The 14062-nt window shown below is 42.7% G+C and carries 13 protein-coding genes; 10 read left to right on the top strand and 3 right to left on the bottom strand.

The window, feature by feature from the left end:
• Positions 1–235: 235 nt before the first annotated feature.
• Positions 236–1393, bottom strand: a complete 1158-nt coding sequence (locus tag CYP84_RS05705) for a double-cubane-cluster-containing anaerobic reductase (protein WP_103636944.1) — start codon at positions 1391–1393, stop codon at positions 236–238.
• On the bottom strand, positions 1380–2159 hold the full coding sequence (locus CYP84_RS05700; RefSeq protein ID WP_103636943.1) for an acyl-CoA dehydratase activase: 780 nt from the start codon (positions 2157–2159) through the stop codon (positions 1380–1382). Before CYP84_RS05700 ends, CYP84_RS05705 begins: the two co-directional genes overlap by 14 nt.
• A 151-nt stretch (positions 2160–2310) precedes the next feature.
• Between CYP84_RS05700 and CYP84_RS05695 the strand changes: the two genes are divergently transcribed.
• From CYP84_RS05695 to CYP84_RS05670, 6 genes are read left to right on the top strand one after another with little or no spacing between them, the layout of a single operon-like run.
• Positions 2311–3663 carry an MATE family efflux transporter gene (locus CYP84_RS05695; RefSeq protein ID WP_103636942.1) on the top strand — a complete coding sequence of 451 codons (1353 nt, stop codon included), beginning with the start codon at positions 2311–2313 and terminating at the stop codon, positions 3661–3663.
• Between the two features lie 44 nt (positions 3664–3707).
• Complete coding sequence (locus CYP84_RS05690; protein ID WP_009295049.1) at positions 3708–4376, top strand: CsgG/HfaB family protein; 669 nt, start codon at positions 3708–3710, stop codon at positions 4374–4376.
• The gene (locus CYP84_RS05685) at positions 4361–4765 is read left to right on the top strand and encodes a DUF4810 domain-containing protein (RefSeq protein ID WP_012001043.1); all 405 of its coding nucleotides are present in this window, start codon (positions 4361–4363) and stop codon (positions 4763–4765) included. Before CYP84_RS05690 ends, CYP84_RS05685 begins: the two co-directional genes overlap by 16 nt.
• Positions 4755–5432 (top strand): DUF799 domain-containing protein, encoded by a 678-nt coding sequence (locus tag CYP84_RS05680; RefSeq protein WP_103636941.1) that lies wholly within the window; start codon positions 4755–4757, stop codon positions 5430–5432. The genes CYP84_RS05685 and CYP84_RS05680 overlap by 11 nt, the downstream gene beginning before the upstream one ends.
• 5 nt (positions 5433–5437) lie before the next feature.
• Complete coding sequence (locus tag CYP84_RS05675) at positions 5438–6340, top strand: DMT family transporter (RefSeq protein ID WP_012001041.1); 903 nt, start codon at positions 5438–5440, stop codon at positions 6338–6340.
• Positions 6318–6740 (top strand): Sua5 YciO YrdC YwlC family protein, encoded by a 423-nt coding sequence (locus CYP84_RS05670; RefSeq protein ID WP_103636940.1) that lies wholly within the window; start codon positions 6318–6320, stop codon positions 6738–6740. The genes CYP84_RS05675 and CYP84_RS05670 overlap by 23 nt, the downstream gene beginning before the upstream one ends.
• Positions 6741–7635: 895 nt before the next feature.
• Here CYP84_RS05670 and typA read toward each other — a convergent pair.
• Complete coding sequence (typA, locus tag CYP84_RS05665) at positions 7636–9438, bottom strand: translational GTPase TypA (RefSeq protein ID WP_004317297.1); 1803 nt, start codon at positions 9436–9438, stop codon at positions 7636–7638.
• 161 nt (positions 9439–9599) lie between these two features.
• Between typA and CYP84_RS05660 the strand changes: the two genes are divergently transcribed.
• The 4 genes from CYP84_RS05660 to CYP84_RS05645 all read left to right on the top strand — a co-directional run bounded on the left by CYP84_RS05660 (position 9600) and on the right by CYP84_RS05645 (position 14058).
• A complete protein-coding gene (locus tag CYP84_RS05660) occupies positions 9600–11000 on the top strand; it encodes a flagellar hook-length control protein FliK (protein WP_103636939.1) in 1401 nt (466 codons plus the stop codon).
• An 8-nt stretch (positions 11001–11008) separates the two neighbouring features.
• Entirely contained in the window at positions 11009–11716 is a 708-nt protein-coding gene (locus tag CYP84_RS05655; protein WP_103636938.1) for a flagellar basal body rod modification protein, read from the top strand.
• A gap of 5 nt (positions 11717–11721) precedes the next feature.
• Complete coding sequence (locus CYP84_RS05650; protein WP_103636937.1) at positions 11722–13323, top strand: flagellar hook-basal body complex protein; 1602 nt, start codon at positions 11722–11724, stop codon at positions 13321–13323.
• A gap of 165 nt (positions 13324–13488) precedes the next feature.
• Entirely contained in the window at positions 13489–14058 is a 570-nt protein-coding gene (locus CYP84_RS05645; protein ID WP_103636936.1) for a hypothetical protein, read from the top strand.
• Positions 14059–14062 lie beyond the last annotated feature (4 nt).

The following is a 14062-nucleotide window of genomic DNA, read 5'->3' as shown; positions in this document are numbered from 1 at the left end:
TATATAAATAGTAATAACTCTGCATGGTGGCTTTTAGAAGATTAGTTATTTAAATATGCAGGAGAAATTCCTGCATATTTTTTAAAAATATCTATTTTTAAGTTGGAATTTTCACTTTAGCTGACTTGTAAATTTCACTGCATTTCAAGTCAGCTATTTAAATTTAAAGCTAAATTTAGCCCCCTGCTCTTTTAAATTTAGCGCTCGCCTCAAAAAGCCAGACGCCAAATTTATCCTAAAGCATCTCTATAAATGCCTCGAGCCTTGTCTTGATCTGTCCAGCGTCGCTTGTAGAAAAGTCCGTCTCAAGCGCCATATAAGGCGTATCCACATCGTTGCACGCTCTTTTCATATTGGCAGTTTCTACATTGTAGGTGTGACAGGCTTGCAGCACAACGTCGATCACTCCGTCCGCCTTATACTCTTTTATCATCTCTTGTAGTACCTTTTCTCTCTCTTTATTTGGCGACATGATCGAGCAAGGTATCGCCATGTAGCGCTTTGCTATGGCGCTAATTGGATCATCATTTTCATCGATTAGGTTGCTAAAGTTTTTAGTGCCAGTGCAGTTTTCGTAAGCTACCACGACGCCGCCCGCCTCTTCTATGGCTGGCACAATCTTATCATAGACCCCACCGCTTGGACAGCCTGTGATGATGATGCGTTTGGCGTCCTTATGCACGGGTGAAATTTTATCTCTCACGCACTCTTTTAGCTTCTCAACGATGATCTCAAGGTCACTTATCTGCTCCTCTTTGTCAAATATAAAGCCATTTCCATATAGCAGTGCGTGTAGCTCTTTGCCGTTCATCGGTGGTGGCGTTAGTTTCATGAAATTTTGAATTTCTCCCATTAGCTCGCGCTCTTTGTTAAATAGCCTGATAGAGTTTCTAAGCTCCTCATCGCTTACGCTCACGCCAAATTTAGCCTCCAGACGCTCCTTTAGCTCCCTGACCTCATCTTGCCAAATCTCCAAGCTCTTTTGGCTCTTAAAATGCGGCAAATGCATGACGTGCACATCTTTAAATTCTCCCATTAGCTCATACATCTTCTTCTTGCCGTCGCATGTCGTCTCGCCGATAACGATATCAGAGTTTCGCACAAATGGGCATTTGTTCGCTTTTGCAAAGCCGTAGCTTGCTTTTATGAGCGGACAGAGGTTTTTAGGCAGGTACTTTTCGCCCTCAACCACCGCGTTATCGCCAGTTGCACAAACACTCACGCTATAAGCGTTTGCTGCGTGGATGATCTCTCTTGGCGTGTAGGTACAAAAGATAGCCGCGATCTTTTGGCCGCTATTTTTGACCGCTTCGACGTTTTGGGCTAAATTTTTCTTAGCGCCATCATAGGTAGCGAAAATTTCGCTCAAACTCATACTCTCATTTATCGCCATTTTCTCTCCTTAAATTTCTTATCCCTGCAAGGCTAGCGCCTATCGCACCGCAGTAGATCGCATCTTCGTGCGTGGTGACTTTAGCTTGCAAGCACACTTCTAAATTTTCTCTCACATACTCGCTCTTACTAAAGCCACCGCTTAAGAAATAGCTCGTATTTGCCTGTTTTTTGACCAAATTTGAAATTTTATTTATAGCTGAGATGATCACCGCTTTTGCGATATTTTCTCGTGAGACGTTTTGAGCGATAAGGCTTATGATCTCAGACTCCGCAAAGACCGTGCACATCGAGCTTATGGATATATCTTTATCGCTATTTTTAGCAAGACGTGTCAGCTCATCAAACCTAACTCCAAGGCGGTTTGACATCACTTCTAAAAATTTACCAGTACCAGCTGAACATTTATCATTCATCGTAAAGTCCATCACCGAGCCATTTTCAAGCTTGATAGCCTTCGTATCTTGTCCGCCCACGTCTATAACTGTGCAGTTGCTTTTGCAAAAGTAGTGCGCCCCAAGCGCGTGACAGGTGATCTCTGTAAGAGTTTTATCAGCGTATGGCACCGAAACTCTGCCGTAACCTGTCGCAGTAAAATATAGCTCGCCAAGGTTTAAGCCTAAAATTCGCTCTTTTATAAGCATAGCCGTATCTGCGCTGCTCCAGCCAGTTGGGAGTAAAAAGAGCTCCTTTATCTCGCCGCTACTTGCCTCTATGATCGCGACTTTTGCAGATGTTGAGCCTATATCAATACCGATTGAGTGCATTTTGTATCCAAAAAAGGTCTTTCTAAAACTTAGAACTGGCGTGATTTTACTCACTTTAAGACAAATTTGTCAATAAATAAGACCCAAAATTTATAGCCCTTTCACCTTTTAAAATTTATAATTTACCCACACTTTACAAAGGGGATGAAATTTGAAAAATTTGACAACCGAGCAGAGATTTTTCTCAAATGCCGACCTTGCAAGGCTCTTTTTCCCTATCGCCGTAGAGCAGTTTTTAGAGTATAGCCTGGGCCTTGCAAACTCGCTAATGGCAGCAAGCGTTAGCGAAAGTGCGGTGAGTGCGGTAAGCCTTGTGGAGTTTGTCATGGCGCTATTTATTAGCATTTTTACTGCCATAGCCACTGGTGGCTCGGTGGTCGCTAGCCAGTATCTAGGTAGCAAACAAAGTGGTAGCGCCAGAAATACCGCCGATCAGCTAGTTTGGTTTAGTCTAATTTTTGCCATCTTTATAGCCCTTGCCATCATAGTTTTAAAAGATCTCATCTTAGATAAAGTCTTTGGCGATATCGGCGAGCAAGTGAGGCATGATGCTAGCCACTATCTCGTTTTCTCCGCCATTTCAGCGCCCTTTTTAGCCCTCTATGCAGCAGCTGCGGCGATCTTTCGCACGATGTCAAACGCAAAGCTACCTATGTATATCATGGCGGCTGCAAATTTACTAAATGTGCTGCTAACTGCCATTAGCATCTACACATTTCACACAGGGGTGCTTGGTATCGCCATTAGCACGCTCATAGCAAGAGCTATCGCTTGCTTTGTCATCGTCTATCTGCTACTTGATATAAAGCTAAAACTTCACATAAGAAAGAGCCTTATCTATAAATTTGACTACGAGATCATCAAGAAAATTTTAAATATCGGCGTGCCTTATGGCTTTGAAAATTCGATGTTTTACGTGGGTCGCATCATCGTTTTGAGCCTTGTTTCGCTCTTTGGCACGGCAAGCATCGCTGCAAATGCCGTGGGCGGGACGATCGTGATGTTTCAGGTACTCCCTGGCATGGCGATAGGCACAGGCCTAAGCGTAGTAGTGGCTAGATGTATCGGCGCAAATGACTTTAATCAGGCTAAATTTTACGTAAGAAAATCAATGCTAAGCATCTACATCGTGCAGCTTTTTAGCACGGCTGTCGTGTTACTGCTTCTTGAGCCGCTACTTCGCGTTTATAATCTCTCAAGCGAGGCCATAAATTTAACAAGGCAGATCGTCTGGTATCACGGCATCGCGATGTGCCTTATCTGGCCGCTTGCCTACACCTATCCGACCGTTTTTCGAGCTGCTGGGGACGCAAAATACCCGATGATAGTAAATTTAGCCTGCATGTTTGCCTGCAGGATCGTGCTAGCTTATATCTTTGCGCTCACCTTTAATCTTGGCATGATAGGCACTTGGTTTGCGATGTTTGCCGACTGGGCGGTAAAGGCGGTACTCTTTGTGCGCAGATACGCAAATGGCACGTGGATGAAATTTCGAGCCATTTAAAAAAAAGTAGTAATATACACACGATTTTGTCACAAAGGATAAAGATGAAAAATGTTTTAAAATTTAGTGCAGCTCTAGTGATCGCAGCGCTTTTTGCAGGGTGCGCTAGCGAGAGCTCAAGAGTGGTAGAAACTCCAAAAGTAGCAAGCTACGGCTCAGTTTATAACGGCAAAAAGGTCTCAGTTTCTATTGGCCGCTTTAATAACCAATCAGCCTATCAAAACGGCGCCTTTAGCGACGGCGAGGATAGACTTGGCAACCAAGCTCAAAGCATCCTAATCACAAATTTACAGCAAAGCGGTAGATTTTCGGTGCTTGAGAGATCAAATATGTCAGTCCTCAAACAAGAGAGCGAGCTAAGCAAAGAGGCTCAAAATTTAAAAGGCTCAAGATACGTCATAACTGGCGATGTGACTGAGTTTGGACGCAAGACAACAGGCGATCACCAGCTATTTGGCATACTTGGCAAAGGTAAGCAACAAACTGCCTACTCAAAGGTAAATTTAAACGTTGTCGATACCAAAACGGCTGAGGTTGTATATTCAGTTAGTGGCGCCGGCGAATACACCCTTTCAAACAGAGAGATCATCGGCTTTGGCGGCACCGCAGGATACGACTCTACGCTAAATGGCAAGGTGCTAAGCCTAGCGATAGTTGAAGCGGTAAATAACCTAGTAAATGGCATAGAAAGCGGAGCATGGCAAGTAAAATAAAGCTTGCCAGCCTTGGCGCTCTTGCGCTCGTGCTAGCAGGGTGCAGCAACGCAAGTGGCCCAAGGTCGCTTTACTACTGGGATGGCACATATAGTAGCTCGCTATATAGCTATCTAAGCGAAGATGGCGACGCAACTGAGCAAATTTCACGCTTAGAAAATTTAGTGCAAAACTCAACCCAAAGGGGCTACAAGGTTGCGCCAGGGCTTTATGCACACCTTGGACTTTTATACTTAAATAATGGAAATTTAGGCGCTGCAAATGCAAATTTTGACAAAGAGGTGCAAAATTTCCCAGAGTCAAAAGAATTTATAAATTTCATCAAGGGCTCTAAAAATTTAACCCCAAAAAAGCAGAGCAAAAAAGAGGGAGCGAAAGATGAAAAATAGCCTGAAATTTATAGCTGCGACGCTTCTTGCGATATTTTTTGCGGGTTGTTCTTTTAAAGAGCCTGAGCCATACGACTACTCAGCCTTTTTACAAAAAAAGCCACGCTCCATCCTAGTGCTCATGCCAACAAACGATAGCACCGAGGTAAGCGGCTCGGCAGCGGTTCTAGCTAACTCAGTAGCCCCACTTAGCGAGGCTGGATACTATGTATTTCCAGTGGCTCTTGTAAATGATACATTTAAGCAAAATGGCATAACCGAGCCAAGCGAGATCGCAGCCGTGCCACTAAATAAGCTTGATAAAATTTTCCACGCCGATAGCGTGCTTTACATAAACATCAAAGACTACGGCACGAGCTACGTCGTGGTCTCAAGTTCTACAAAGGTAGTGCTTGAAGCAAAGCTAGTCGATATAAAAAGCGGTGCGACGCTCTGGCAGGGCGAGGCAGAAGCCGCAGAGGATAGTGGCAGCGGGCAAAACAGCCTACTTGGCATGCTAGTCTCAGCCGTCATCACGCAGGTAGCAAACACCATCTCAGATAGATCATACGATCTAGCAGTAAGAGCCGATGCCTATCTCTTTTCTAGAAACTGCCACGACTGCATACTTTATGGGCCTTATTCGCCTCACTACGGCAAAGACGCCCAGCTACATAAAGATAGATAAATTTTATGTCCAGCCATCAACTTGGAGTGCTTCTTACGCTAGTTGGTGGCGTTCTTTGGGGATTTAGCGGAGTTTGCGGGCAGTATCTCTTCTTGCAAGGCATTAGCGCTGATTTTCTAGTGCCTTATAGGCTCTTGCTAGCTGGTGCTCTTATCGTGCTCTACTACGCTTTTAAGGCTAAAAAGGCCGTTTTTGCGCCAGTTACTGACGTAAAACTGATGGCTGAGCTTTTTATATACGCCCTGCTTGGGCTAATGATGACGCAGTATGCTTACTTTTACTCTATCGAGCTCTCAAACGCCGCAGTTGCGACAGTTATCCAATACACTGCTCCAGTTCTCATCCTAGCCATCATCTGCCTAAAAGAGAGGCGAGCACCAAGACCGCTTGAAATTTTAGCCCTACTTTGCGCGATGCTTGGCGTCTTTTTCTTGGCTACTCATGCGCAAATTTCAGCCCTTGTCATCTCGCCAGAAGCGCTATTTTGGTGCTTGGTAAGTGCTGTTTGCGTCTGCGTTTATAACCTAGCTCCCGCAAGGCTAAATGCCAAATACTCAGTCACGCTCACGCTTGGCTGGGGCATGGTGATAGGTGGCGTGGTGCTTTGCCTTTATATGAGAGTGTGGGAGTTTGCGGGGCTTAGTGGCACGGCGCAGTGGCTGGCATTTCTCGCCGTTATCACGCTTGGCACGATATTTGCATTTAGCTTTTATATGACTGGTGTTAAGCTCATAGGCGCCTCAAAAGCCAGCATGATAGCCTGCATAGAGCCACTAAGCGCGGCATTTTTTGGCTACTTTTGGCTTGGGACAAAATTTGTCTTTTGGGACTTTTTAGGCTTTGTTCTCATCATATCGTGCATATTTTTACTTTCAAAGAAGAGAGATGATATATCTAGCGCAAACTGACACGACGGCTGGCTTTTTAAGCAAGGACTACAAGGAGATAAATCACGTCAAAATGCGAAGCGAGGGCAAACCTTGCCTCATCACGACGGCTAAATTTAGCGTTTTACATGAGCTTGCTAGAGCGCCAAAAAAGTATAAAAATTTCATCCGCCGCTCAAGAAAGACGACATTTTTATATCCAAATTTAAAGGCGATCAGGGTCGTAAAAGAGTGCAAACATGAGAAATTTTTAAGCAAATTTGACTGGCTTTACTCAAGCAGCGCGAACAAAAATGGTATGAAATTTGACGAAGTTTGGGCTAGAAGCGTGGCTGATGAAGTTGTTGATGAACTATTTTTTGAAGATACGCCATCAAAAATTTATAAAATTTCAAAGAGCAGACTAAAAAAGATCCGCTAGTTAAATTTACTCCCTGCACTTTTTATAAATTTAGGTAGCTTTTATTGTGGTTTGAGGTGATAAATTTGCTAAATTTCATCACTAACAAGAGTGATTTTAAAAGATAGTTTTTTAGACAAGGTCTAAATTTAATCTACTAATTAGATAAATTTACAAATAGTCAAACCAAATTTAGCCTTTCACTTGCTATAGACCTCGCTTCAGACTATATTTTAAAATTTAAAGTCTGCCAGATGCTTTAGCCAAGCACTGGCTGATATAAATTTGCACCAATATATAAAGTTGCCCACTAAAATCAAAATTTATATCGCTCAAATCCTATCAACTCGCATAAATTTACAAATTTAGAGCGAGAAAGGACTAAATTTCATTAAATTTAGTCTGTTTGTGCGGATAAAGTAGCTATTCATCGCAACGCCACTACAACCACGCAAGTAAATTCAGTCAAGCCACAAATTTAAAATTTAAGCCACTACTAAAATTTGGATGCAGAGATAGTCAAATAAGCAAATTTAACAGCTCTCAAAACCTAAATTTAACCCTTTTGCAAATTCAAATAAGCAAATTCACTAACCACAACTAGTTGCGTTTTCACGGGCAAAATAGTCTTTGTAAAACGCAAACTACTCTATAAATTTCTCGTGACGGTATCAGATCATATAAATTTACTTATCAAGCATAAATTTACAAATTTGAAGCGCCAGAACTCAAAAAACAAAAAGTAGCCTTTATAAATTTAGGGCAGTTAAAACCCAAATTTGACTAAATTTAGCCAGCACTATTTGGCACGAGCAGATAAATTTACAAACTAGATTATTAAATTTGCTTTTGGGATTAAATTTCACTTGCTAGCCCCTTTGGCTGGCACCAAAGGGATTTTGCTAGCAAATTTGGATTATAGTTTTGCTTTTCTTTTGCGCTCTGTTGGGTCTAAATAGCGCTTGCGAACGCGGATATTTATAGGCGTAACCTCGACTAGCTCGTCGTCCTCTATCCACTCAAGCGCACGCTCAAGGCTTAGCTTTCTAGGTGGCACAAGCTTGATCGCATCGTCACTGCCGCTTGCACGCACGTTTGTTAGGTTTTTGCCCTTGATAGGATTTACATCAAGGTCGTTTGGACGGCTGTGCTCGCCGATGATCATGCCCACATAGACCTTTGCTTGTGGATCAAGAAATAGCACGCCACGATCTTGCAAGTTAAATAGCGAATAAGCAAGCGTTACGCCGTTTTCCATAGAAACTAAAGCGCCGTTTGTTCTGTGCTCGACGGTGCCGCTTAGTGGTCTAAACTCCAAAAAGCTGTGGTTCATAACGCCCTCGCCTTTTGTATCAGTCAAAAACTGGCTTCTAAAGCCGATAAGGCCGCGCGCTGGGATCTCAAATTCGATCCTTGTTTGGCCGTCGCCTGTTGGGTTCATAGAGACCATTTCAGCCTTTCTTTTGCCTAGTTTTTCGATGACTGTGCCTGTCGTATCATCAGGCGCGTCGATCACTAAAAGCTCGTATGGCTCGCATTTTACGCCGTTTATCTCTTTTACGATGACCTCAGGTCTGCCAAGTAAAAACTCATAGCCCTCGCGGCGCATATTTTCAGCCAAGATAGTGATCTGAAGCTCGCCACGGCCGCTTACTTTAAATTTGCCCTCGCCGATGTTTTCATACTTCATCGCGATATTTGTCTTCATCTCATTTGCAAGGCGCTCATCGATCTTGTTTGATGTGACGTGTTTGCCCTCAGTGCCTGCTAGTGGGCCGTCATTTACAGAAAATACAACGCTAAGGGTTGGCTCTTCGATGTGAAGAGGATCAAGTGGATGTGGGTTGTTTGGATCAACGACGCTGTCGCCAACGTCAAGCGCGTCAAAGCCAGCGATCGCTACGATGTCGCCAGTGCCAGCCTCATTTATATCGATCCTGTCAAGTCCCATAAAGCCGATGAGTTTTGAAATTCTACCAGTTGTCTTTGTGCCATCAGCCTTTGCAAGCATGACGTTTTGGTTTTTAGCTATCTTGCCGTTAAAAATCCTCGCGATGCCGATCTTGCCGACATAGTTGTCATAATCAAGCGTGAAAACTTGAAGCTGAAGTGGGTTCTCGTCACTACCACTTGGAGCTGGTACGTGAGCTAGGATAGTCTCAAAAAGTGGCTGCATATCTTTGTTTTCATCGCTTAGTTTTAGCTTTGCGTAGCCATTTTTAGCAGCTGCATAAACGACTGGAAATTCTAACTGCTCGTCGTTTGCATCAAGTGCGACAAAAAGGTCAAAGATTTCATTTATAACGCGGTCTGGATCGCCTGCAGGCTTATCTATCTTATTTACGACGACGATTGGGCGAAGTCCAAGTGAAAGCGCCTTTTTGACGACAAATTTAGTTTGTGGCATAACGCCTTCTTGCGCATCGACAAGTAGTAAAACGCCATCAACCATCTTAAGAACACGCTCTACCTCGCCACCAAAGTCGGCGTGGCCTGGGGTGTCGATGATGTTGATCTTTGTATCTTTGTAGCGAATGGCAGTATTTTTAGAAAGGATCGTGATGCCACGCTCTCTTTCGATGTCGTTGCTATCCATTACACGCTCGCCAAGGTTTTGATGCTCGTTAAATGTTCCTGACTGCTTCAAAAGCTCATCAACCATTGTTGTCTTACCGTGGTCGACGTGCGCGATAACGGCTATATTTCGTATCTTTTCCAAATGTTTCTCCGTTTATTAGTTTGATATTTTTCGCTTTATCAGTTTTAAAATAGGGGCAGATTATAGCCAAATTTTTATAAATTTTAAGCTGATATCAAGAAATTAATTTTTGGAATAGATTTTGCATGTAAGCGTTAAGTTTTTAAATTTAAAGGGATTAAATGCAAGCTTACACAGCGAAAAACAACGTAGATTTGCTAGCTCCTACGGCTACGAAAAAGCCTGCAGCTGCGAAGAAGTCTCAAAACAATGGCGAGTTTTTGTCGATGGTTTTGGATGCGGCTGCGAGCAAGGCAAATAGCGGTCAAAAGATCACCGAAAAGGATGTCAAAGAGATAGTAAAAACTGTTGATATCCAAAAAGAGACGATAGAAAAGGCGCAAAACGAAAGTGTGGCAAAAATTTCGGCCGCACTTGAAGAAAATTTGGACGAAGATACAAAAAATGAGCTTTATGAAAATGCAAATTTCATGCAGCTTTTGCAAGTTTTAGAAATTCTAAATGGCAATGAAAAAGTAAGTAAATTTCCAAATTTCAGCGACAAAATAGCAAATTTCTTAAGTGTGCCCCAAAACGTCGAAGAACTTAGCAACGTTAAAAGCGTTAGCGATCTTATCAACCTTGCTAAGAAATTTGACCTTGGCCTTGAAAATATAGAAATTTCAAATGAAGATGTGCCAAAACTAAACGAGATGTTTAAAAATTTGGGCAAGCAGGAATTTTTCACGCCGATAAAGACCGAGGACAAGCCTTTTTATCTAAAAGAGCTAAAAAACGAGGTCGAGCAAACTATCATCAAAAACGAGCCAAAAGAGGTCGTAAAGCTTGATACTTTGCTAAAAGAGGTGGTGGCAAATCCAGTCAGCGAAGTTAAAAATTTAGTCAAAGAAGAGCCTAAAAAGCTAGATGATAGTGAAGTAAAGCTTGATGATGAGATAGTGGATATTGAGCCAGATGAGCAGCCAAAAGAGCCAAAAGTAAAGGTAAATTTACACGAGCAAAAGGCGCAAAAAGCCCCAACTCTTGAGTCGCTACTTTTTCCTGAAAGAGAGCAGATGAGCGAGGCTGAGCCAAGCGAGGAGACATTTAGCAGTGATAATAAATCAGAGCTAAATCAAATGGTAAAAGATATCGCAAACAGCGCTAAACACCAGCTTCAAACAAAGGCAGAGATAAAAGAGACGCTTAGTAATTTCTCTTCTACGCTAAAAGAGCAGGTGCAAAACTACAAAGCGCCGATCACTCGCTTTAACATCACGCTTAACCCGCTAAATTTAGGTGAGGTCGAGATCACGATGGTAAATCGCGGCAATAATTTGCATGTAAATTTTAACTCTACAACAGCGACGATGAACCTCTTTTTACAAAACCAGGCCGAGTTTAAAAACAGCCTTGTAAATATGGGATTTACCGAGCTTGAGATGAATTTCTCAGACCAAAACCAAAGACAAGAAAAAAGAGAACAAACAAAGAACAAATATAGCTCAAATCAAAGCGACGAGAGCGAAAACGCTCAAGCGGAACAAAGCTTGCTTGAGCTAGTAATACCAAGATATATTTAGGAGAGATTATGGCTTCAGTTTCAGATATAACTACACAAACAACGCAACAAAAAAATGCCGAGAAAAAGGCAAAAGCAAGACAAGACGCTGCAGCTAGCACAGGAACTAATCCAAATGGACAGCTTGACAAAGATGCATTTATGAAGCTACTTTTAACCGAGCTTCAGTACCAAGACCCAACAAGCCCTATGGATACTGAAAAGATGCTCACGCAAACTAGCCAACTAGCATCAGTCGAGATGCAAGAAAACACAAACAAAGCGATGAAAGAGCTAGTAAATCAGCTAAAATCAAACGCAAACGCCTACGCTATCTCAGCCCTTGGCAAGATGGTCTCAACTGGCTCAAATGCAGTCACGCTAACAGATGAGAAAAAAGATGCAAAATTTGCGCTTTACTTTAAGACAGATCTTGCAAATGGCAAAATAGAGGTCAAAAACGCAAATGGTCAAGTCGTAAGAACAACTGATCTAAATGAGACAAATGCAGGCGTTCATAACCTAGCTTGGGACGGTAAAGACGCGTCTGGCAACCAAGTGCCAAATGGCTCATATACCATTTCAGCGACTTACACTGGCAAAGATGGCAAAGAGTATAAAACGCAAGTAGGCAACTACCCAGTCGAGGCGGTGAAATTTGTAGATGGCAAGGCTATGATGAAGGTAGCTGGCGAATACGTTTCAATGGATAAAGTATCTGAATATTACGAGGGCTAAAAGCCATGATGAGAGGTTTTTACAACGGGGTTAGCGGCATCAAGACGCAAAGCTTTGGCATGGATGTTTGGTCAAACAACATCTCAAACATAAACAATGTCGGCTTCAAAGCTTCAATCCCTGAGTTTAAAAATTTAATAAACCAAAACCTAGTCTCGGCAGGAAGTGGCCCAACTAGCGATCAAGTGGGACTTGGAGCTACCAAGCAAACGACTGCACTTGACATGTCAAATGGTAGCTTTCAAAGCACTGATAACAACTTTGACCTTGCCATAGGCGGAGATGGCTTCTTTGGCGTTGTCGATAAAACAGGCAAAAACTACTACACAAGAACAGGCACTTTTGACATAGATGCGGCTGGAAATTTAGTAGATACTAGGGGAAATTTACTCCTTGGCACGCTTGCAAATTTCACTCCAACCACGCCAAGTGCAACCGCTCTTAAAAAATATGGTCAAACCTCAAGCGCACCACAAGCTTACACGGTCTCGCAAGAAAAGCTAAGTCTGGGTGATCCTGGCTCGCAAAAGGGCATAACACTGCCTCATTTTTTATTTATGCCAGCTGAGGCTACTACAAACATCAGCCTAAAAGGCAACCTAAACTCAAGCCGCATAACAGACAAAAAAACGACAGCCCTTGATGCTAGCGAATACGCCTACACGCTTGATAATACAAACAAGACGATCTCGCTAAACGGACAGATCCCGCTAAGCACCACATCTCTTGGCGCAAAAGCTGGCGACAGCGTGGTCGTAAAAGTAAAAGATGGCGATGGTAAATTTAGCGAGTTTTCAACCACGCTTGAGGGTGATGGCACTTGGCAGATAAACGATAAGAGCCTTAAATTTATGGATTTTGCAAATTTAGAGGTAAATGCTGAAGTCACCTCGCTCGTTGAAGTGCCAAACAAAGAAAAACTAACCTCTGATATCTACAACGCAGACGGCACAAAAAGTTTGGTCACTATAAATTTAACCAAGCAGATCCCACAAACTGGCAACCAGACCATCTGGGACGCAGTGGCAACGATAACTGACGCCAACGGAGCCGTGCAAAATACGGCGATGGGCTCGCTTACATTTAATGGCAGCGGCAGGCTTATCGCAAATACACTAACAAGCGTTGGCGGCGTAAATTTAAACTTCGAGGGCGACGGCGATGCGGAGGTTTATAACGGCATGACAAGCTCAGCAAACGCTAGAAAAGACTTTAACATAAAAAGAGATGGCTACGCTGAGGGGCTTTTATCAAAATATAGCGTCGATGATCGCGGCAACATCATGGCAAATTTCGACAATACTCGAGCATTCCCCGTGGCAAAAGTCGCCCTTTATCACTTTATAAACGACCAAGGCGTGGCAAAGGTTGGCGACAATCTCTATGAAGCCACAGCCAACTCTGGCGAGCCATTTTTTTACAAAAACAAGGCTGGTGAGACTATTTACGGAGCTCAAATTTTAGCAAACAAGCTTGAGATGAGTAACGTCGATCTTGGTCAAGCACTAAGCGAGGTTATCGTCACGCAAAAGGCCTACGAAGCGAGCGCAAAAAGCATCACGACAAGTGATGAGATGATACAAACTGCCATCCAGATGAAGAAATAATCCTTAAAGTAAATTTGGGCGAGCAATCGCCCTATTTTATAACTTTAAATTTACTTTACCCCTTTAAAACCTCCTAAAATACTTACTTTTCTCTAAATATAGCAATATAATTTTAAGCATGCTGGTTATAAAATTCATTTAATTTCTTTTTTTAAGGATTGTCAAATGAAAATGCTATTTTTAGCCCCAGTGCTAGCTTGTAGTCTTGCCTTTGGTGCTGATGTGATCGCAAAAGATGCAAACATCACACTTGATGGCAAGATGATCGGTAAGATCGAGGTTTTAACGCCAGTTGAGGTCGTAGAAAAAGGCGATAAAACGAGTAAGATCAAGGTTAGTGGTGTAGTGTCGGCAAACTACTTGGCTCAGCTTCAAAGAAGCGTAGAAGACCCTGAAGTTTTTGTAGCTTTTGATAACGAGAGCGAGGCAAATTTCAAAAAAGTAAAAGATCTTGAAGATGACTACGGCGAGGTTTGGTACCAAGCTGATGGCGTTTATGAAGTGCCAAATGACGCACTTGGTGGCAACCAAAAAGAGCTTTATGCAAAGGCAAAGAAAATTTACGAGGAGACCTGCTCGGCATGTCACAGGTTGCACGAGCCAAACAGCTTTACAGCTGCTCAGTGGCCAGCAAATTTAGCTGGTATGGTTGATGCGAAATTTGTCGCACTTGATGAAACTGACCTAAATTTAGTGCTTAAATACCTACAGCACAATGCCAAAAAAGTAAAATAAATTT

The sequence above is a fragment of the Campylobacter concisus genome (genome assembly GCF_002912425.1).
In the GTDB taxonomy this organism is placed as follows: Bacteria; Campylobacterota; Campylobacteria; order Campylobacterales; family Campylobacteraceae; genus Campylobacter_A; species Campylobacter_A concisus_AH.
Note: the sequence above shows the minus strand (reverse complement) of the source record. Positions and strands in the feature narration are given on the sequence as shown.